Annotated in this window: 12 protein-coding genes; 4 read left to right on the forward strand and 8 right to left on the reverse strand. The window is 50.6% G+C overall.

Features of this window, described 5'->3' with window-relative positions:
* Nucleotides 1-128: 128 nt before the first annotated feature.
* On the reverse strand, nucleotides 129-2,513 hold the full coding sequence (locus tag ACLBLI_RS11610) for a zinc-dependent metalloprotease (RefSeq protein ID WP_414827770.1): 2,385 nt from the start codon (nucleotides 2,511-2,513) through the stop codon (nucleotides 129-131).
* A 371-nt stretch (nucleotides 2,514-2,884) separates the two neighbouring features.
* Here ACLBLI_RS11610 and ACLBLI_RS11615 point away from each other — a divergent pair, with 371 nt between their 5' ends.
* Nucleotides 2,885-3,835 carry a hypothetical protein gene (locus ACLBLI_RS11615; protein ID WP_414827771.1) on the forward strand — a complete coding sequence of 317 codons (951 nt, stop codon included), beginning with the start codon at nucleotides 2,885-2,887 and terminating at the stop codon, nucleotides 3,833-3,835.
* Between the two features lie 134 nt (nucleotides 3,836-3,969).
* On the opposite strand, the gene recD is transcribed toward ACLBLI_RS11615, so the two are convergent.
* Genes recD through recC form a run of 3 tightly spaced genes read right to left on the reverse strand, consistent with a single transcriptional unit; the run spans nucleotide 3,970 to nucleotide 12,751 of the window.
* Complete coding sequence (gene recD, locus ACLBLI_RS11620; RefSeq protein WP_414827772.1) at nucleotides 3,970-5,850, reverse strand: exodeoxyribonuclease V subunit alpha; 1,881 nt, start codon at nucleotides 5,848-5,850, stop codon at nucleotides 3,970-3,972.
* Nucleotides 5,847-9,452, reverse strand: a complete 3,606-nt coding sequence (gene recB, locus ACLBLI_RS11625; protein ID WP_414827773.1) for an exodeoxyribonuclease V subunit beta — start codon at nucleotides 9,450-9,452, stop codon at nucleotides 5,847-5,849. The genes recD and recB overlap by 4 nt, the downstream gene beginning before the upstream one ends.
* A complete protein-coding gene (gene recC / locus ACLBLI_RS11630; RefSeq protein WP_414827774.1) occupies nucleotides 9,449-12,751 on the reverse strand; it encodes an exodeoxyribonuclease V subunit gamma in 3,303 nt (1,100 codons plus the stop codon). Before recC ends, recB begins: the two co-directional genes overlap by 4 nt.
* 843 nt (nucleotides 12,752-13,594) lie before the next feature.
* On the opposite strand from recC, the gene ACLBLI_RS11635 reads away from it, so the two are divergent.
* A complete protein-coding gene (locus tag ACLBLI_RS11635) occupies nucleotides 13,595-14,251 on the forward strand; it encodes a dUTP diphosphatase (protein WP_414827775.1) in 657 nt (218 codons plus the stop codon).
* A 59-nt stretch (nucleotides 14,252-14,310) separates the two neighbouring features.
* Here the strand turns inward: ACLBLI_RS11635 and ACLBLI_RS11640 are convergent, their stop codons facing one another.
* From ACLBLI_RS11640 to ACLBLI_RS11655, 4 genes are all read right to left on the reverse strand, one after another.
* Nucleotides 14,311-14,700 (reverse strand): hypothetical protein, encoded by a 390-nt coding sequence (locus tag ACLBLI_RS11640; protein WP_414827776.1) that lies wholly within the window; start codon nucleotides 14,698-14,700, stop codon nucleotides 14,311-14,313.
* Nucleotides 14,701-15,050: 350 nt separating this feature from the next.
* Nucleotides 15,051-16,187 carry a topoisomerase IV gene (locus ACLBLI_RS11645; protein ID WP_414827777.1) on the reverse strand — a complete coding sequence of 379 codons (1,137 nt, stop codon included), beginning with the start codon at nucleotides 16,185-16,187 and terminating at the stop codon, nucleotides 15,051-15,053.
* A 16-nt stretch (nucleotides 16,188-16,203) separates the two neighbouring features.
* Complete coding sequence (locus tag ACLBLI_RS11650) at nucleotides 16,204-16,635, reverse strand: phosphate ABC transporter substrate-binding protein (protein WP_414827778.1); 432 nt, start codon at nucleotides 16,633-16,635, stop codon at nucleotides 16,204-16,206.
* A 362-nt stretch (nucleotides 16,636-16,997) separates the two neighbouring features.
* Nucleotides 16,998-18,671, reverse strand: coding sequence for an AMP-binding protein (locus ACLBLI_RS11655; RefSeq protein WP_414827779.1), 1,674 nt, complete (start codon nucleotides 18,669-18,671; stop codon nucleotides 16,998-17,000).
* Nucleotides 18,672-19,302: 631 nt separating this feature from the next.
* On the opposite strand from ACLBLI_RS11655, the gene ACLBLI_RS11660 reads away from it, so the two are divergent.
* Together ACLBLI_RS11660 and ACLBLI_RS11665 are read left to right on the forward strand one after the other, a co-directional pair.
* Nucleotides 19,303-19,755 carry a (2Fe-2S)-binding protein gene (locus ACLBLI_RS11660; protein WP_414827780.1) on the forward strand — a complete coding sequence of 151 codons (453 nt, stop codon included), beginning with the start codon at nucleotides 19,303-19,305 and terminating at the stop codon, nucleotides 19,753-19,755.
* Nucleotides 19,755-21,998 (forward strand): molybdopterin cofactor-binding domain-containing protein, encoded by a 2,244-nt coding sequence (locus ACLBLI_RS11665; RefSeq protein WP_414827781.1) that lies wholly within the window; start codon nucleotides 19,755-19,757, stop codon nucleotides 21,996-21,998. The genes ACLBLI_RS11660 and ACLBLI_RS11665 overlap by 1 nt, the downstream gene beginning before the upstream one ends.
* The last annotated feature ends 25 nt before the right edge of the window (nucleotides 21,999-22,023 follow it).

Here is a 22,023-nt window from a genome sequence, read left to right on the forward strand (position 1 = left end):
ACAATAAAAAAATGCGGCGCATAATTTACGCCGCATTTCATTAAGTCAGCCTAACCCTGGCTATTTAGACCGTTGCTCTGCGCCTTATCCATGTCCCGATAATGTCGAGCCCCCACGGTCAGAAGCTACTATATCGGTGACCCCGGCGGTAACTGCTTCACGTCAAACAGTGAAGGCCATTCACCTGACTCCCAATAGTGATCAAGACGGGCACGCAGAATATCCCGCTGTGGCAGCTTGCTGTCATCATCCAGCCATTCATCTAAATCCATTAGCGCGGCATCAATACCGGCTTTGACTTCTGGTGCCAAAGCGTCATCCGTGGCAGCACGCATAATGGCGTTCAGAGTGACGTAGCGCAGCCTGTCGTTCAGGCCATAATCGGCCTCGCCCTTACGGTACCAGTGCGTGTCGAGCAAACGTGATACCAGTTGCCCGACACTCGGCATGCCCCGTACCTGGCTGTGTTGCCAGCTCACACGGTTTAGCCGCTCAGGGTGCAGTAGCAGCTTCAGCGCATGGTCTGCGGCAGACTCTGCAGCTGAAACCGGGTCCAGCATGCGTCCCATCCGGCCGTTAAAGTGCTCACGGGTAATATCATCACCAAACGCAGTCGGTGGGATAAGAGATAACAGCGATTCCGGCATACGCAGATATTGCGGCGTCGTTGCCTCTATCAGCAACGCCACAGCCTGTTTTTGTGTCTGCGCGGGGACCACCGACTGCCCTTCTGGCGCAGCATTATCGCCTTTCTGCTCATAAGTATACTGCAAGCCACCCACTTGCTTGGCTACCGCTTCCAACTGATAACGATGCAAAAGATAAATGGGTACCAATGCGTCTTCTAACGATGACAGGCTGTCTCCCGTGGCAATGGTATTGATCCCCAGGCGCGACAGTGCTTTTTGTCTGATCAGAGAAATTTCTTTAAAGGCAACAATTGGATCTGCGCCGTTGTCCCACATGTGCCCATCACTAGACGCATGATACGAGGCGCGCGTGTCGGCATCGGTTTTGTAGCGTAAACCGGCGGTTCTGGCCTTCTCGATCTGTTGTACCAAACCTTCTGATTCTGCCTGTTCAGAGGTATAGTCCTGATATCCATACGCTACGGCATGCTTGTCCCATTCCCCCATTCCAGTGTCATAAGCGTTATCCAGTGTAATCTCACCATTTTGCAACGTGATTTTCGGGTGTGGATAATCCATCACCGATTCACGGCCGTTTTCGCTGGCAGCAAAATTGTGTGCAATACCCAGCGTATGCCCCACTTCATGCGCCGATAACTGACGGATACGGGCCAATGCCATTTCCTGCTGAGCGGAAGTGCTGGCGTTATCTGAGGTAAACGGACTGGTAAGCCCCAGCGCGATAAGGTAATCCTGGCGAACCCGCAAAGAGCCCAGTGTCACGTGACCTTTTATCAGCTCACCGGTGCGTGGGTCAACCACGGAAGAGCCATATGACCAGCCACGGGTAGCACGGTGAACCCACTGAATGACGTTGTACCTCACATCCATCGGGTCAGCGTCTTGTGGCAAGACTTTAACCTGAAATGCATTTTCATAGCCTATGGCTTCAAATGCCTGATTCCACCAGCTCGCGCCTTCTTTTAAGGCTGACATCACCGGCTCCGGGGTCCCCGGATCAAGATAATAGACGATGGGCTCAACCGGTTCGCTTGTCTGTGCTTCAGGATCTTTTTTCTCCAGCCGGTGGCGAATTATGTACTTTTTCTCCATTGGCGCTGAAATCGCTGTAGCGTAATCAAAGTAGCTGAACTTCCAGTATCCGGAATACGGATGAAATGCCCGCTGCTGGTAACCCTCATCGGGTAACGCGATAAACGAATGATGCAGATGCACCGACAAACTGTCAGGATCCGGCGCGACCTGCGACACATACTGCCCCGGATTGCTGCCACCGAAAGTCACCATCGCTTCCAGTTCGGTGTTTTTGACAAACGCTTTGCTTTTTGGCAGATACACGCCACTGCGCGACGGATCAGCCTTATAGTTCCCCTGCTCTGTGCCGGACAAGCGCTTACTGATGCCATGGATGTCAGAGAGCAAATAAGGCGTATAGTCAATCAGTACAGTATTGTCAGTGCCAGCGGCCACGCTGAAGCCGGCAATCACGGAGTCAGCAAAGGCTTCATCTATGCTTTGCTGCTCAAACTGGTTGTCACTTAACGCCCGGTATCGCGTGTTCAATTGTTTCAGCATTACTTTGTTGCCGTAGCGCTCAAACTGCACCAGTCGGGTATCTCCTAACTGCCCACGATCCAGGCCGATATCATTCGATCCCAGGCCATGGGGCAAACTGCTTTGAAACAGGAACGGTGAGTCAAACCGGCTGACTTCCAGATAAACCCTGTCGTTTTCACTGTCATAGTAAAATGGAATAAAGCCAGATTGCTTTTCCATACTTTGGGTAAACGTGCTGATATCCGGTGTCGCAGCCCAGATAGGGCTCGCCACCAGAAATAACAGGCACAGGCATGCTCGAACCATGAGTGTTTCCTTCAATATTGTCGTTATATGTTGCTAACTTATCGTTGCCTACGTTTCCAGCCTGACCAAGTGACCGTTGCCGCATTTGCTTTTTATCTGTCGGCGATTGTCGCTTGCGTTGCGATGATAATTACAGGGTACTGACATTGAGTCGCTGCATGAGACCAGGACCCAGTTCTCATCGCTGCGGACGTCTGATAATACCCTATCCTATCGCAGCTATATTTGTCATATCACTTTACCCTGCTGACAGGTGACCCGCCGAAATCCGCCTCAGAAAACATGGAGAACCTGTGCTTGATCCACGTCAACGCAGACATCCACCTTGTTTTGTAGAGTAGCGATCTTGGCTTACGCATCAGGTATTAGATATGGCACTTTTTGTCAGCAATACAGTTTCATCTACTGACAACTTTACATTTCTGACTACGGTTCCATCACACCCTGAACGCTGGCAGGAGTTAATACATGCATCACCAACAACCCCAGTGGTTATCCGGCTAAAAGGCGAAAAGTCAGGATTAACCTGCCTGGTGCTGAATGTGCACAGCAACAATGGCGCGCTGTACAGGTTGGCAAACACCCTTAGCGAGAACCGCGATTCATTGTGCACAGATTTAATAATCGTGCTGATGCCACCGACAATATACTTCGACAACAAAACCCACCGTGAATACTATCAGGCACTTCTCACCTGGCAACCTGACTTCCTGATCGATGTGAACACAGCCTGCTGCCCCGCTCCGCTGGCTTTCGCTTACCGGCATCAGGCCGGAAGTGTCGTCCTTGGCAACTTGTTTTCCCCCTATACCGTTAATGGCTGTTTTTCTGCTGCCGCATTGACGCGTTATGCATGGCCTTGCCCGTCTATTGAATTGCTTGTTCCCCATGATGCGAGCAAGGACGTAGTACAAGAATTATGTCAAACCCTCTCAGAGCTGAGAGTGAATACAGACAAGCGACAAGCTGGTCACTGGTTGCGTTCTGTGTACCGCCTTGATGCACTTAAAGCAGCCAGCGTGGTATTTTCTGAACGTCCGGTTTTTGGTGTGAATATTTCGCTGAACTTGCCGGTTGTAAATAACGCGTTTGTGACGCTTCATCCTGGCGAATCCCTTGGCTGGCTGGATCATAACGGCGTTGACCACTTGCGGTTAAAAGGTGTGTCAGCCGCCGGTTCGCTGCAAGATTATTTCGACGCCAGCGATAACCGTTTGCGGGTTCGTATGCCGCTTACCTGCTTTTTAATTGCTCATTCAGTTGAATGCCTGCATGACCAGGGAATAATGCATTTTTCCCCTGACCACGGCAGGCAGGAGTAAGCGATTGGCAGCTTGGCCCCACAACGCGCTCGCCTTCAGGCTATTCTGGTATCGGCTATCTTCATACAACCAATACTAAACCCCTCTCTCGCAGGATGAAGGTCAGCGATACCGGTAAAGCGCGAGTACGGTTGCTACGACATTTCCTGCCCGGCCTGAATCTGACGAAGCCGGTAGGACAACCCGGAAACCCTTTCCTGCTTTCTGGCAATCACCCCGGATAAAATCTCCCGGTTGCTAATCAGGAGCGCGCCCTGCTTGGCCCGGGTAAGGCCGGTGTACAGCAATGACCGGTTGTTTAACGCCTGGGAATGCGCGCTTTCACTGTCGGGTACAATCATGACGACTTGCGAAAATTCCGAGCCCTGCGACTTATGTACCGTCATGGCAAACACTGTTTCAACACGCGGCAGCCACGACAGACTCAGTGCTCTTACTCCGCCGGCGGCGTCCTCAAACCAGGCTTTAAGCTGACCGGAATTGTCGGGCCACAATACACCAACATCGCCATTAAACAGTCGCTGAGCATACTGATTTTCTACCACCATAATCGGGCGTCCTGCATACTGGCCGCCGGGCAGTACTGAATAGCTTTCTGCCAATGCCTGCTCGATAAGCCGATTGATACTTTCAACGCCAAAAGGGCCCTGACGTAAAGGTGTCAGCCAGCGACAATGACGAAGTGCATCGAGCGCCTGTTGCGGTGTACGGCATGAAAATAAGGCGGCAAAACTGGCCTTAGCCAGTGATTTCAGCGACTGCGGGTTTTCCGGTAACGCCGACATCAGCACATCCTCTTTCCCCAACGCATCCTGCGCAGAAGCCGTTGACGAAATCATCGACAGTGCATGCGCTGTTCTGCCAGACTGAATGGCTGTCGCCACCTCTGCCAGCTTGCCGCCGAAACGCTGACTCTTGCGAAGTGAATGAACCCAGGCATCCGCCTGCAAATTGGCCGCCAGAGGAAGCAGAGGCAAGTGAGGACAAAGCCTCACTAAATGTGCACGCATGCTGGAAGTGACAGCCGGTTCTTCGGGCAACTCACCAATCATTGATTCGAGCACATTTCCGGATTCTACTGCCGGAAGCTGATCCGCATCGCCAATCAGATACACTCTGACATCAGGTGGTAAAGCTCTCATCAGACGAGCCATCAGCGCGACGTCTACCATGGAGGCTTCATCAACGATTAATACATCTATATCCAGTGGCGCTGACTGATCGCGCCTGGCTCGCACACCGAAGCGAGCCAGTCCCAGCAGCCTGTGCAGCGTACTGGCATCACGCGGTATTGCCTCAAGCAACTTTGCATCCAACTGCCCTTCCAGCTGCTCCAGACTCTGGCTGACAGACTCAGTCAGACGTTGCGCCGCCTTTCCCGTAGGCGCTGCCAACTGGATCTTAAGGGTTCCTCCGGACATCGCCTGCAGTGCCAGGAGTAGGCGGGTAACAGTATAAGTTTTGCCTGTACCAGGGCCGCCGTTGATGACACTGAAGCGCTGCACCAGAGTACTGGCAACCGCAATTTGCTGCCAGTCCTGCTCTGCGCATTGTGTCACACTGAAAAGACGAGGCCAGACATCCTCACAGGCCTGATATTCATTGTCAGTCAGTAGGATCGGCTGCTGCCGGTCGGCAATCGCCTGCGCGATGGTATCTTCAAACTGCCAGTAACGCCTTGAATACAAAAGACCTTTCTCGTACACCAGAGCCACTGGTGCGGCATATTGTGACAACGCTTGTCGTGTTACCTGGATAAGCCGGGTAAGCGAAGGGTAAGTGATCCCGGACGCATTCTCATCATCACTAAACAATACGTTCCCGGCGATCAACTCAAGTGACAGACAGGTGTGCCCCTGACGCTGCATATAGGATAAAGCAAGCAATATGGCAAACCAGCAGCTCTGTCCATCCTCATCCAGCTGCACCTGCTCACAGAAAGTCTGGGCGAAATAATAATCAATCGCGGCAACGCCTTCCAGCTTGGTGTTGATATCATCAATTGTCATGGTCATTGCGCTGACACTCCGGTATTCAGTACGTCAGTGGCACCAAATGCCTCGTCAAGTGCGTTAAGCAAATCAGTAGCAATTGAGGTATAAAACACACCTTCCTGATTGTCATTTTGCGGATGCATGCCCCGCAGGTACAGGTAGTACACGCCACCAAAGTGAACATCAGGGTTGTAATCCGGTAATGCCTGAGACAAATAGCGATGTAATGCCAGCGCATAAATCAGATACTGCAAGTCGTACAAATGATGCTGGTTATTGCGTAACAACGAGGCCTGCTGGTATGCGTCAAACTGTGCACCAAGCCAGGTAGACTTGTAATCAGCCACATAGTAGCGCCCTTGTACTTCGAATATTAAGTCGATAAATCCATGCATCATGCCTTCCAAATCGTACTGGTGTAGCGCCGGTACGGGTATCGGTGCAGCAATACCCGCAAGACTGTCCCGGTGTTGTCGCAGCAAGGACGCCAGCGTCGACCACTTCAGGTTAACCATAGGAAAATAAAACTCGGCTTCCCGCAGCGTGCTCGAGCGACTCAGCTCAGACAGCGTGATGCCCGCTTGAGCCAGAGGGGTGTCCAGCGTTTCCTGCATCCAGGAAACAAATGCTGGCTTGTCTTCATCGCTAAGACCAAATCTGTGCATGGCATCCTGACCGTCCTGCTGCCAGTCAGGACTGCTGAAATCGACATGTTCAAGCACATCATGCAATAAGTTGCCGGCTTCGGCCCCTTTCGTAAACGTGTACCTGAAAGGCAGCGCAACATTTGCAGGTAACTCTGTCGCAGTGGTCGTATCAGCGTCTGTGACTGACTCCACATCTCGTTCAGATTGTCTGACCACAATTTGCTGGCGTGCCAGGGCAGAAAACGAATAGAGGCGCCATGCTTCATCTACTGTCGCGGTGAACTCGCTACACGTAAGCTTGGCTGGCAATGCCTCCCCCTGTTTTTCCGCAGCATGGCTTTCGGGAGGCGCTGACGCCGATATCCTGCATGTGTGACCATTGCCTTCATCCACTACTGCATCGATTGCGGCTTGCCAATCGGCTGCGTCAGTCATGCCCAATGCCCTGGCCAGAGCACTTTGTTCGTGTTGCTTAAATTCAGCCACACCCAGATAGCAGCGATAAGCTGCCCGTGTCACAGCAACGTATAATAGCCGCATTGCCTCCGCATTGCCTTCCGCCCTTACCCGCTCTGCCACCGGGTAACTATGTCCCAGCTGTATGTTCAGTTTCTGTGAATCAGGGTCGTAATATTGATAGTACGCTGCCCATTGTTGGCCGGCCTTTGCCGGGTCACGATAGTCACTGGCAAAGGGGACAAACACAATGGGATACTCCAGACCTTTTGAGCCGTGTTGCGTCACGATTTGAATCAGTGTTGCATCACTTTCCAGGCGCTGAACCTGTTCCGCACTGGCCTCTGGCTCACTGGTTTGACGGTGTAACCACAGCAACAGCTGATCCGGTCTGGCGTGAGATGCAGCTTCACGCTCGAGCACTTCCGCAAGATGCAGATAATTAGTCAGCGCCCGCTCTGGCTGGTCACTCACACACTGATAATGATTTTGCATCAGGTACAGCAGCACACTCATGCAGCCCCGCTGCACCCACATCTGACGCAGCTGCAAAACCCGATCTGTGAGTTGCTCCCACGCAACATCATCTTCATGATGCAGAATATCGACAAGTTGCTGGTGCGTGTAACCAAAAAGCGGGCTGCTGAGGCTGGCTGAAAGCCTTGACGTGTGCTCCCAGTGCCAGATGCCATCCAGCACACGATAAATATCCGCAGCCTGCGGTGAGGCAAAAAGATTGGTTTTGTCACTCAGAAAAACCGCGCTGATGCCGGCTTTATGCAAACTCTGGCGGATGACTGTGGCTTCAGGTGTGCTGCGCACCAATATCGCAATGTCACTGGGAAGTAATGCCCGGGCCCCCAGTCTGGCCTGACTCAGCAGACGCTGAATTTCCGCGCTCACCCAATCGGCAAGCTTGCGTTGAAGCTGCGCCTTTGCCGGCTGGGCCTCACCCTGCGGTTCGGCAAGCACATAGTTCATCGCCTGCCGGTTGTGTTCAGGGTCGGCAAGTGGCATTTTTGCGGCTTTTGCGAGAGAAGTAGACTTCACCGGCTCATAGTGAATATTGAAACCAAACACATCTGCCGGATCACCTGCTACCGGAGCGCCGTAAAATAAGCGGTTATACGCCTCGACCATCGGCGCTACTGAGCGCCAGTTGGTGTCCATCACCCAGTGGAAATCTGCCTGCTTGCCCGCGTGCAGATAAGTAAAAATATCGCCGCCGCGAAACCCGTATATCGCTTGTTTAGGGTCGCCAATCATCATCAGACAATGATTCTCGCTGGCCTTGGGATACACCGTGTCGACAATGGCATACTGGTTTGCATCAGTATCCTGAAACTCGTCTATTAACGCCACAGGATAGAGTGAACGCAATTGTTGCGCTACCGCGCTGCCAGGTTTTCTCACCTGTGCTGCCAGTGCGCTGATCAAATCATCAAAATCGATAACGCCTAGCCGTTGTTTTTGTTTTCTTACATGGTCCCGTATAAACGTGATACCGCTTTGAATGAGGGTAAGAGCCGGAATGGCTGTCAACTGCTGACTGCGGCTTTTTTGCACCTCCGACACAATATCTTTTACGTCGCTGACCAGCTGTTTTAACGGCGCAAACAGCGCTTTCAGACTGTCGTTTTTCAGATATCGCCTGCCATTGATAAATGCACCGACCTCTGACGGCGGCTCCGCTACAGCTTTTTCACTCAGCCAACCAAGCAGCACTTCCCACTCCTGCTGGCGCGACTCACGATCATCGGCCTTTTTGGGTTTGTTAATCAGCGCGTCTGTAATTTCTGGCTCGCGGGACAGCAACTGCTCTCGTATTTCATCAAATAACGGCTTAAGTATGTCACTCCGGGCGTTACGGTAGTGCTGAATGCTGGCTTCCACCTGCTCTTCGGTGCTGACTGTCGGCGTTATATCACTGCGCGCCACCCGCTCAAATTGCTGTAAAAGCACTTCCGGCAGATGCCACCCCTGTGCCGCTAAAAGCTCAAAATTATCAGCGTGCCGCGACTGCATACGTAGCCAGTCACTCGCAGCGTCGAGATACATTTCCCGGGTATCGGTGGCCAGGCTTTGTGTCATCGGTGCACCGCTGTCAAATGCCAGTTGCGACATCACTTTATTGCAGAACCCGTGAATGGTAAAAACCGCCGCGTCATCCAGCTCCAGTAAGGCGGCGCGCAGGCTGGCAATGGCCACGTCCGGATCACAGGCCGCATAAAGATGCTGATAAACCGGATCGGCCTGCTGCAGGCTGGCATTGTCTGTCTGGGCGTCGGACCAGACCCCCAATGCCTCTCGCAGGGTGTCGGCCAGACGACCACGAATTTCTTCGGTCGCAGCATTGGTGAATGTCATCACCAGAATTTGCTGCACTGGCAGTTGCTTTTCTAACAACAAACGTAAATACAGCCGGGTGATGTTATAGGTTTTTCCGGTTCCCGCACTGGCTTCAATCAGGTGGCGACCATGCAGCGGCATAGCCGGAACGTTCAGCTTCTCAAACTTCATACTTTGCTGTCCCGGGAATTATTTTCTATCGCCAGACACAAGGGCTCCAGCTGCGTAAAAGGTATCTCATCGACCGAGAGCCCTCGCGGATAAAACCAGTGCACGTATGGATCCTCATCCAGCTCCGCGGAAAATGGTGATGCACTGCTTAAGAGGTTTTTAAAAGCTTGCTCACCCACTTCGCTGTGAATAAACGTTTCTACCGGCTCCCCCTTGGCTTTTTTCACCATTTGCAATCCAGCCTCAATGAATGCTGGCACCGGCTGCAAATGAAGCCGGACATATAATGCCTCTAAATCAGATAACAGCTGCTGTGCTACATCACTGTCGGTAGCGGCATAAACCGTTTTTCGCACCTGAAATTCACCGCCACTCCATTTGATATAGTAAACTTCCAGCGGCAGTGCGATACCCGCCGCGGCAAAACATAACGATGTAATAAGCTGTTCGCATTTGCGCTGACTATGCTGACTTCCGGCGTGTCGCCACTTCAGCTCACCTCCGCCCTGCCATGCCTGCGCCTTAATCGTTATGTGCTCCCCCTGCCAGCGTACCTGTGCCGGGTCGGTGTCCCGAAGCCCAATGGCGTTTGTCAGTGCCACGCCAGCTTCCTGCCACTGCGTAAGTACCGCGTCTGTCAGGGGAGTATCAGGCATATCGCCATGCAGACGGGTACGCGACAGAATATCCTGCATAATGGCATCATCTACCAGCACATCAGACACCGCTTCTATCACCTGATAGCGGGTAAGGTTGTTTTGCGCAAAAGGTTCCCGGTTTTCCAGCGCAGGAACAGAAGGGTCAAGATAAACACCAAGCTGTTGATTGGCAAAATACCGCAAGGGATTGGCGAGGCTCCGCGCGATATCTGATGGTGTTACCTCATCCTGAGGTTTGGCATCTTCCAACATCGTCAGGGTAGCATCATGCATCTCTGCAGGAGACTGAATTGCATTGGCGAGTTTGCACCAGCCCGCTTCAAAACCTGGCTGCGATGACGTAAAGTTCGCTGCGCTGAATGGGTGCAGCGGCACCTGTTGAATTATACTATCAACGGCCCGGCAGTAACCGCGCGCCATCACATCCAGAAACTCTGCCAGTACCAGGGATGGCTGGCGCTCACTGTTATCCTGAGCGCTGTTACCCTGATAGCTTAAATATAGGTGTTTTCTGGCAGACAACATTGCCTCCAGAAATAAGTATCTGTCTTCCAGTCGTCGTGAACGGTCGCCAAGTTTTCGAGGCTGGCTGGCCATAAGATCCACGCTCGCGGGCGTAGACTGACGTGGAAACTCGCCATCATTCAGTCCCAGTACCGCCACCACAGAAAAAGGAATACTGCGCATAGGAAGCATCGAGCAGAACGTAACCTGACCGGTCATAAAATGGTTGCCTGCATCCGGCGAGGAAAAGCGTTTCATCAACACTTCTCGCACTTGTCGCAATGACAGCATGTTGTCATAACCTGCTTCAGCACATTGTGCAGCAAGATCTGCTGACGCTTTTCCCAGGCTTTCCCAGGTTTGATGTTGTTCAGGTAGAGGCGAAAAGCAACTGTCTCTTAGCAATAAAAGATACTGGTGCCAATCCTCAGCTGTTCGTCGGGTATTGAGTAATCTGGCATGCTCGCCCAGCATATCTACAATTTGCATCAGTTTTCCCAGCGCAAGCGCTTGCTGGCCCTCTACATCGGGCAACGTGAGCAAATTATTACTGATAACAGGTTTGTCTTCGTAAGCCATACCTATTAGCAAGCGTTTGAGCCCCCACCACCAGCTATAGGTTTCTGACGTCGCGGCACCATCGGTAACAGTGGCTTTATGTTCACCATCCAGTCCCCAGTGAACATGGGCCTGTTGAAGCCAGTAAGTGATGATTTCAGTATCTTCTTCCAGTAAATCAAACTTTGCCCGCATGGCATCAAGGCGCAGCAGATCCATAATATCCACTACCCGGAAGCGGCTATCTGGCAGCGTCAATAAATTGATAAACGCTGCCACCATGGGCTCAGCATCCAGCGGCGCGCGGTCAGCAATGGAGCAGGGAATTCGAGGTGGCGTGCTATCTGCCGGTCGGGGCGTGCCAACCCGGTGGAAAACCGCATCAATTAAAGGGGCATATTCTTCTATCGCCGGGCACATTACTACAATATCTGAAGGCGTGAGCGACGGATCGTCCTGCATCCATCGTAACAGCCGATCGTGCAGTGCCTGCACCTCGCGCAGCGCCGAGTGTGCTGACGCGACAATCACACTGTCATCACTCGTGTGTTGTTCAGGTTGGCTGTCATGTTTTTGTACTTGTGGTGCCCTAGCCTGAAGCACGTCATACTGAATTTGCTGCAGCAGACGGAAGTCCTCACTGCGCTCATCAGGTTTTTCGGTATCAAACGCACTGACTTCGAAGGTATCCAGTTGCGTTAATAAATTAAACAAATCCCTCCCCTGCTTTCCCAGGTTACCGAGAAACGGGTTTGACTGCTCCTCTTTCATCCATTGTGTAATCGCCCCTTCACGCAACGCACGGGCCTGATCGCTATTGCTTTTCACATCTCCCCAGTAATTCACGCTGGGATTGAGGTGGAAAATATGGATATCAATATGTTCAGCCAGTGCATCGAAGAACGCCACCAATTGCGGTGCCATGGTGTTAATTGCGAATACAATGACCCGCTCGGGTAACAAATCAGCGGAGTTACCTGTTTTGAGTGCCTCAATTGCTTCGTTGTGCAGTGCGGCAGGGTGTAAGGGGCAAGAAGCAGTCAGTGCGCGCCATAGTGCTGCCTGCCAGCGTTCCATCGTGTTGTCTGGCGCCTGCAGTTCACCGCGCTCCCATCCGGACAGCCAATCCGGGCGATATAGCAGGTATTGTTCAAAGACATCCGCCATTACTGTGGCTAACTGCAGCCGCTGTGCAGTCTGCTCTGCGTCGCTGTCAATGTGAGCCCAGTAACCTTTCACCGGCGTCATCTCATCAAGGCTAATAAACTGCGCATCAGCCAACAAGGCATCAATCCGCCACATCAGCACCTCTCGGCGGTACGGCGATTGTCTGGGAACTTTTTCTGCCCCCAGGATGGTGCGTGCCGTATCCCACATAAACCTGACTGGTAAAGGAAAAGACAGATTCATGGCAATTCCCTGTTGTCTCGCCAGTTCCATGTTCAGCCAGTGCTGCATACCCGGGCTTTCTACCAGTATAGTGGTGGGCGCTAAGACAGATGAGGACCGCTGCTTTAACAACGTACCCAGGAGAAAACTTAAGTGTTCCAGCTTGTTTGAAGGATAGAGCGCGAGCAACCGAAACGTCCTGTTCTTGGAATGATTTTTATGTATGGTACGGGATTCTCAACTACGCATCCAGACATCTGTAACGCACTCACACCGAAGTCAGAGCTGGCGTTGGATATGATGATTAATGGCGCGATATGCTAAGCGGAAGAAAGGGATAAGGAGAGACAAGAAAGAAAAAAACCCATACAGGCCTCAGGACACGAAAAACCTGTATGGGTAAGGTTACGGGCGACCCTGTGACAACCTGATTACGGCGTTGCCTGGCACCGAATCAAGTTAACGCCACAACGTTGCGCAGTTAACACTTAAAGATATAGCACCAATGATGCCAAAATTACTTATTATTAATAATCAATAGCTTAACATGGAATTTACACCGCTTTACCCTACTGAAAGTTGACCACTTGGTGCAAGTGCACCAAAGAGGCGCACCTGAAAACGGAATTCATGTTCGCTGGCAGTGCGTCTGGTAGTAATTTGCTTATTTTCTTATTACCTGAGTAACCTGCCATCGTATAAAAACGGAACACTGCGCTAACACGTCAAAGCTTATAAGATATGACCAGGCTATTTTCTACTACCTCAGATATTCTGCAATAACGTCGACGATCGCTTTTCTGTAGATGCCGGATTCGCTACAATTCGTGCTTATCCAGAGCCTGACCATATCTCTGGTAGCGCTTCAATGTTATGTTATTTCAGTGGATACCCTGCCGACGGAGTCGACAAGGGTGGACTATTTCTAACGTGGTATGTGCCTGTTGCCGTCGCGAACCCGCATCACTGCAGCAAAAAGCGCGTCAGGCTTTCTTACTGGCTGAATCAGCCTCAGTTTATGCAGGAATATTAATGCTTACACAACCGCAGCTTGCCACCATGCTGGCACTTCAAAATAAAATGAATACCAAAGTCAATCCGCAGTGGTTAACCGCAGGCTACGGCTATCTGCGTGCAGCGATGGTTGAGTCGGTTGAGGCAATCGAGCACCACGGCTGGAAGTGGTGGAAAGCGCAAACCAAAGATTTGCCTCAACTACAAATGGAACTGGTGGATATCTGGCATTTCGCATTGTCAGCCTGCATTATTGATTATCAGGGAGATATCGACGCGACGGCTTCAGCGCTCTCTGCACAGCTTGCGCAGGCGCAGGCGCATGTTAAGTTCGACAATGTTGATTATGATCCACAACAGCAGGAGCTGCTGGATAACCTTGAGCTAATGGCGGGATTATGCGCTGCAAAACGTTTTAGCGTGCCGTTGTTCATGCACATAGTAAATCAATGTGAAATGACCGGAGAAGCGCTTTATCGCCAGTACGTGGGCAAAAATGTGCTGAATTTCTTTCGACAGGACAACGGCTACAAAGCCGGCACTTATAAGAAAATCTGGGATGGCCGTGAAGACAACGAGCACCTGGTGGAAGTGCTAAATACGCTGGATATCAACGCGAAAGACTACAGCGACCTTATTTATCAGGGCCTGCAGGCACGGTATCCGCAAGCCTGATAGTAATCATGCCGGGTTGCAGTATCACAGCGACCCGGCGATCACCGCCGAAATGAAGGTTATCCACCGTTCAGTTCGGTCCGAAACGACTCTGCCTGACGCTCGTATTCTTTACAGGCAGGAGTTTGCAAATTATCGCCTTCGAGTTCCGCGCAGCTTTGCGAGGTCATCGAGTCGATGCAAGCCACCGCCGGGTCCACGAGCTCTGAATATTGAGCAACGTCTTCCATATTCATCATGTTTTTACACATGCCGTCTATCATGCCTTCAATCATACTACGCATCTGCGGCGTGAGGTTCTCCTCTTTACCCATCTGCTCCATCGCACACACTTCCATCTTGTCGCACAGTTGATTAAATGCCCCGTTTAATTTATCTGCGTCACTGGCGTGCGTCGCCGTAGCAGTAACGATGGAAAGTAAAAATAACATTGCCGTAGTCTGGTTCATAATTCATCCCTGCGCCATTGATTAAAGTTTAACCAGTATAGAGCCATTTCGTGTAATGAAAAAGCCAGCCGTTTCAAATTCTCTCTTGCTGGCTCAAATATACATCCACATCAGAGATCAAAAAGCCGGGTTTGTCGCACGTTAAAAGCAGGTAGCAAAAAAGTCGATACGTCAGTTCAATATGCATCTTTTCGTCTGCTGCTCACAGCTGACACGAAGGATAACGCTGCCCGCTATTTTTATTTAGTCCTGTTTACCAACAACCGCGGACGTTTGTTAACTGCAGCATTTAAGCGAAAAAAAAGGCCACTTTCGTGGCCTTTTTCTTGAACGCTTCTATCTGTTGCGACTTAAAAGATATAGTTTACCGCAACGCGAACCAGCGTAGTGTCGTTATCATCATCAATATCATCCGTACTGCGGCTGATATCTGCTTTTAACGCCACGTTGGTATCAAAGTCGTAACGCAGCCCCAGTGTGACTGTTGAGGTTTCTTCCATTACCGCTTGCTGAACACCACCCACGATCATCGCAGCAGGACCACGAACCTGTTCCGGAAGAGCAGCAACATCACTCAAAAACTTCACATCATCGTTCCCATCCAGCTTTTCATAAGTGATAGAGGGTGTGAACTTGCCGTGACGGATACCAGCAGTGATATAGTACGCAACATCCTGCGGGTTAAATGACTCTTCAATGTCGATACTGGTCCACTCTGCACTTACAAACCAGTCGAACTGATCGATTTCCACACCAATACCATAAAATGCACTTGAATCGTCATTAAATGCCAGCTTGTCAGCCAGTGGGGCGGAGATCATTGCCAGTTGCCCGATCAGCGCGTCGATGCTTTCAATTGATAACGACGACTTCGCAGAACCTGCGGTAGCGCGAACCTTAAACCATTCATAGGTAGCTTCAATACTACCCACAATCGCGTTGTTTCCTTCAATATCCGCAATCGTTCCCGGCGTAATTTCATACCCATTATTTTCAAACGTCCCCGCCGTGACCTGGACGTTATACTCCCAGTCGCCAGCGTAATTGCTGTAATCAACTCTCACGCCGTCGATGTTGTTGAACGGCACACCATAAACTGATTGTGGTGCCGCAACCCAGTGGTAAGAGTAGCCAACATCCAGTGACGCAGAATAACGGAATAATGGCAGTCGGAGCCGCCCGGCTGACACGCTTACATTATCTGTCGCGGCATAGGTAAAATAAGCCCACTCGAAATCTACATCGTAGTCGTCGCTGCCGCGAGCAACCAGCTGCCCGGTTGCAGTCAGCTTGTCATTCACATCACCGCTTAACTGCACGGCAAACAAACTCTCAGGGCTTAATGAAATATCGTCATCGTAGCCATAAAGCATACCGTCGCTACTGGTTTTCCCGGCGATCAGATTGGCAAAGCCATTGATGCGGACATCAGCGTGGGCACTACCACAGGCAGCAAGAATTGTAAGGGCTAATAAAGTCTTTTTCATGTTCTGCTCCGCTGTACTAGTTTAATTGCACGACTTTAACGTCGCCGGTTACCGATGCTGAATCGATATAGCCAATGACGCTTTTGTTTTCTTTAATTAATTCAATCACAGCGCTGTCGCCGGATACCTCTTTGGGCGGAACGCCCTTGCCCGTAAATACCAGCTTTGACCAGTACGCTGCTACCTGAGAAGAGTTTCTTCCCAATACGTTTTGGTCAAAATCTCCGCGAATACCATTCGATGTTTCCTGATTTACCGGAATAGATTCACGGCCATCGGGAAATTTTTTCTCTTTTCCTAAGAAAATCCGCTGTACATCTTTTTCTGAAAGCGAAGCGTCGTTAGAAGGATGAACGACCACAACCACTTCGGCTAACACTGAAGACGATATCGCTGAAGCTGCGAAAATCGCCGTGCCAAACAGAACACTTACCCATTTCTTTTGCATTTGTGTTTTTCCTGACTAAGTCACCGACAACCCAACGCGCCGATATACTCACAACGCCATACCTGAAGAATCTGATGAAATTTCTCTCAGGACAGTTCGTGCTTTAAGTGATAGTTCATCAATTAACGAAATTCCACTTACTATATCCGCACAGCTATCTGACGCGCTTTAATAAATTCAGGCGGATGGTAGTGGCATTTATGACATTTACCAACTAGTCAAAAGGTGTAAAAGTGGAAATTTACGTATCGGAGGAAGAATACTGGTATATCCAGATATACGCTGAATACTCCAGTAAAAACATTGTATGTAGAGTATAAACAGGAAAGCAGCCACGGCAAAAACTTACCGTGGCCGGCTAATCAGGCTACACGTACAACCGGTGAGTTGTATGAGGCCTGGATCACATCATGGAAGCGCTCTTCCAGAACATGACGTTTTACTTTTAGCGTGGGTGTGAGCAAATCATTTTCAATGGTCCATTCAGACTGCATGATCACCACGTGGTCGAGCACCTGATGGCTTTCCAGCCCACTGTTAATATTTGTAAGCGTGCGCTGAAGACTCTCCTGTACTTCCTGTTTGTTTTGCTTTTGAGCCTCTTCACTCAGTACCAGCAATGCTACAGGTTGTGGAAGGTTAGTGCCGGTAACGCAGACCTGCTCAACCAGCGGATTCTCCATAAATTTGGCTTCGATGGGTGCAGGCGCTACATATTTTCCTTTGGCGGTCTTAAAGATATCCTTCAGGCGACCGGTAATTCGAACATAGCCCTCATCATCCATTACGCCTCGATCACCTGTTCGCAGATAGCCATCATCAGTAAAAACTTCTGCCGTTTTTTCAGGCTCAAGGTAGTATTCTTTCATGTTACAAGGCGCCTTCACCTGAATTTCGCCTTCATCAGATATGCGTATATCTACGCCGTCGTACGGCTTGCCAATACAGCCTATCTTATCGTGACGAAATGGCACACTTGCTGTCCCGTATGCGCTGTTTTCGGTCATCCCCCAGCCTTCAGAGATATTGATACCGATTTTTGCAAACCATTCGATGACAGCCGGTGCCAGGGGCGCTGAGCCACTTGCCCACAGCCGGGCATGATTCAATCCCAGGCCTTCACGAATTTTCTTTGCAACAATCCCCTTCAGGATAGGAATTTTAAGCAGTATATTGAGTTTTTTCTGTGGCATCTGCGCCAGCACACCCATCTGAAACTTCGTCCAGAGTCTTGGCACGGAAATAAACAGCGTGGGTCGGCAGGCTTTCACGTCACGCTGGAAGGTATCCAGTGACTCAACGAAATAAATCTGACCGCCTGAATAGAAACTCGATAATTCAACCAGTACCCGCTCGGTGATATGTGCAAGAGGCAGGTAGCTCAGCGTTCTGTCGCTGGTGTCGATTTTCAATTGGTTCAGCGACCGTTGCGCCGCCCAGCAAATTGAATGGTAGGTATGTACTACACCTTTAGGTTGCCCTGTGCTACCGGAGGTGTAGATGATCGTCATCGTCTGATCCATATCCGGCACCGGTGAATCATCAATAGCAGGACAATCAATAAACTCCGCCCACTGCTGAGTCGTTGATAAATTCGGATAAGGGAATGCTACCGTGTGATAGTCATCTGGCACAGCAGCAACCTGCTCCGTCGTGTTATCCAGTTTCCCAATGAACAATAACTTTACATCCGCATGCTTAAGCACATACTGAATGGTATCTGCACCGGCAGTCGAAAAGATAGGCACGGATATATGTCCGGCCATCATAATCCCGAGATCAACAATAAACCATTCCGCGCAGTTTTTTGAAAAAATCCCAATGCGGCTTTGCGGCGGCAAGTCCAGTTCCTGCAGGCGGTATGCAATACGACGTGCCAGATTGCCTACCTGTGTCCAGGTATAAGACTGATAGTCACCGTTTACCGGTTGTGTCAGGTAGACCTCGTCTCCCCGCTCCTTCTCCCAGTGATATAGCATACTGAGTGGAGATGTTACATCGTGTTTTGTCGCGTCAGTTGTCATGTCTCGTGGCATAGGTCGCTCATATGTTGTATTAATGTAGACCAGGTTTACAATTCTTTCACAGGGCTATAATAATCACGATTTTTTTCTGTATGACAAGCCCTTATACTTCGATTAACAACAAAAACGCGGTAAAACCGTGCGCTTCGTCGGTGAATTTAGTTTTTTTATAGTCTTACCTTACCTTATCTAATAGTGGGGTGTGAATGCTGACGCTTGGTCAAACGCGGCGTCGGGGTGACAGATCATCGGACGAAAACTAAACTTTACCGCATGCAGTTTGAAACTTGAGGTATTCCATGCTGCTGTTAAGAATAGCTAGCGAGGCTGCAGCGTGAAAAAGATGGCGCGAGCGTGAAAGAGATGGCGCAGCGCCATACACTTACAGCTATTCCCCATGAACGGACATGGCGAATGAAAATCGCTGTGCTATTCATATTGCACCAGCGTAGCAGCGCATTAATCGGCGACTGATTGTCTTACGCCAATGTATTGGAGGTCGTAAGGTAAGTATTTGCCAGTTAGCTGGAAGCGACAACCGGACGCTCTGAACAGAGTTTTACATTCAACGTCAGCGACATGCTGAATAACAACCGATTACTTTGTGCCTTAACGGCATCACCTACAATAAACAGGCATCGACATGAAATTAAAAATTAATGGTGAAGCGCGCGAGTACAGTGGCGATCCTCAAATGCCACTACTCTGGTATTTACGTGATGAGTTACACATGACCGGTACCAAGTATGGATGCGGAATGGCATTGTGTGGCGCCTGCACGGTCCACATCGATGGCGAAGCCACTCGCTCATGCCAGTTGCCAATGTCTGCCATTGAGGGGAAATCGGTAACGACTATCGAAGGTCTGGATGCAAAAAACCAACATCCCCTGCAAGTGGCCTGGAAACAGCATAATGTGCCGCAGTGTGGTTACTGTCAAAGTGGGCAAATCATGCAGGCGGCCACCCTACTGGCAAAAAACGCTGCTCCGTCGGATACAGAAATTGATCAGCACATGTCCGGTAATATCTGCCGTTGTGGTACCTACCCACGAATTAGAAATGCGATTAAACACGCCGCGAAAGGAGAAGCATAATGAACGATATTATTTCCCCGCAGCGCCGTGCATTTTTAAAAAAGTCAGCCTCTGCCTCAGGTTTTGCGCTTGGCTTAACGTTATTGCCTTCAATCAACCCGGTTGCAGCACAAGCAACTCAAACTGAAACCCTGGCACCAAACGTTTTTGTCGAATTTAATGCTGAGGGTCAGCTAGTTGTCACTTGCCATCGTTCTGAGATGGGACAGCAAATCCGCACTGCACTGGCACAAATTATTGCCGATGAACTGGACGCAGACTGGGATCGGGTAACCGTGGTACAGGCCACAGGTCACCCCAAATACGGCGATCAGAACACCGATGGCTCTCGCAGTGTCAGACGCAACCTTGAGCGTCTTCGTATCGCCGGTGCTACCGCGGCTACTATGCTGCGAGAAGCGGCTGCCCGAGGCTGGAATGTGAGTCCCGATGACTGTATCAACCGCGATCACGGTGTGGTGCATACACCGAGCGGAAACCGCGTTGACTACAAATCGTTAATTGATGTCGCCGCGACCCTCCCGGTACCTGAATCAGATGCGGTATCACTAAAGCCCCGTTCCCGCTGGAAGTATATTGGCAAAGTGATGACCAGTGTCGATATTGATGATGTGGTCTCCGGAACCACCACCTATGGACAAGACGTGCAACTTGACGACATGTTGGTTGCCGTGATCCAGCGCCCTCCTGTCATGTTCACGCATGCTGAAAGCGTCGACGACAAAAAGGCACGCGACATCGCCGGTGTAGTTGACGTAATCAACTTACCAGAAGCGACGGCGCCTGCCGCATTTAATCCTCTTGGCGGTGTGGCAGTACTGGCGAAAACAACCTGGGCAGCAATGCAAGGCGTGAAAGCGCTGTCGGTGAAATGGACCAGTAATGAACACACTAATTACAACTCTACTGAGTACAAAGCTTCCTTGATAAAGACAGCACAGCAACCAGGCGAAGTCGTAAGAAAGCGTGGCGATGCTCCACAAGCCCTCAAAGACAGTACGAATGTAATCAGCGCGACTTATTATGCGCCGTTACTGTCGCAGGCACCGATGGAGCCGCCTGCGGCCACAGCAAAGGTTACGAAAGACAGTGCCGAGATCTGGGCCTGCACGCAAACCCCGCAATCCACCCGCAGCAACGTTGCCGCCGCTCTGAAGATGCCGGAAGACAAGGTTACCGTAAACGTCACGTTGCTGGGTGGCGGCTTTGGCCGTAAGTCCAAGCCAGACTTTTCCGTCGAAGCTGCTCTGTTGGCACAGCAGGCAGGGAAACCGGTGAAAGTCATCTGGCGACGCGAAGACGATATTCAGCATGGTTATTACCATTCAGTGAGTGCTCAGCACATCCAGGCAACACAGGATGAAACCGGAAAAACAATTGCATGGCGACACAACACGGTATTTCCGTCAATTTCTTCAACGTTCAACCCGTCTGCAGTGACACCCAGTAATGGTGAATTACGACTTGGATTTATCGACAATCCGTTTGCTATTCCTAATATGCAGCTGGAGCGTGGTGAAGCTAAAAACCATGTGCGGATTGGCTGGTTGCGGAGTGTGGCGAACGTTTATCACGCTTTTGCTATACACTCTTTTGCCGATGAACTCGCGTTCGCTGCAAAACAGGATAGTCGTGACTATTTGCTGACGTTAATTGGCGAAGACCGTCATATCGACCTGGCGGCAGAAGGTGCGGAGTATGATAATTACGGTGATCCTATTGATGTCTATCCGATAGACACAGCAAGATTAAAAAACGTCATTCGCAGAGTCACCGACATGGCAGATTGGGACAACCGCAAGACCAGTAACCGCTTTCTGGGGCTGGCCGCACACCGTTCATTTTTGAGCTATGCAGCGGCTGTGGTTGAGGTTGAGGTTGCTGACGATGGCACCTGGACGATGCCAAATGTGTATATGAGCCTGGATGCCGGCACCATAGTGAACCCGGATCACGTTCGCGCACAATGCGAGGGCGGTATGGTTTACGGACTCAGTTGTGCCATTGGCGAAATCTCCGCCACAGATGGCGCTATCGACCAGACCAACTTCCACAATTATCAGGTTGCACGAATTCAACATGCTCCAAAACACTTTCATGTGGATATTGTACAGAGCACCAAGCCACCGGCGGGAGTTGGCGAACCTCCGACGCCCCCCTTTGCCCCTGCGTTGGCCAATGCATTATTCGCAGCGACGGGTAAACGATTTAGGGAGCTGCCTTTACCATTAACGATCAGCTAAAAGTAAGTACCCTGCATCCGCGAGG

The sequence above is a fragment of the Alteromonas sp. H39 genome, from assembly GCF_047556435.1.
In the GTDB taxonomy this organism is placed as follows: Bacteria; Pseudomonadota; Gammaproteobacteria; order Enterobacterales; family Alteromonadaceae; genus Alteromonas.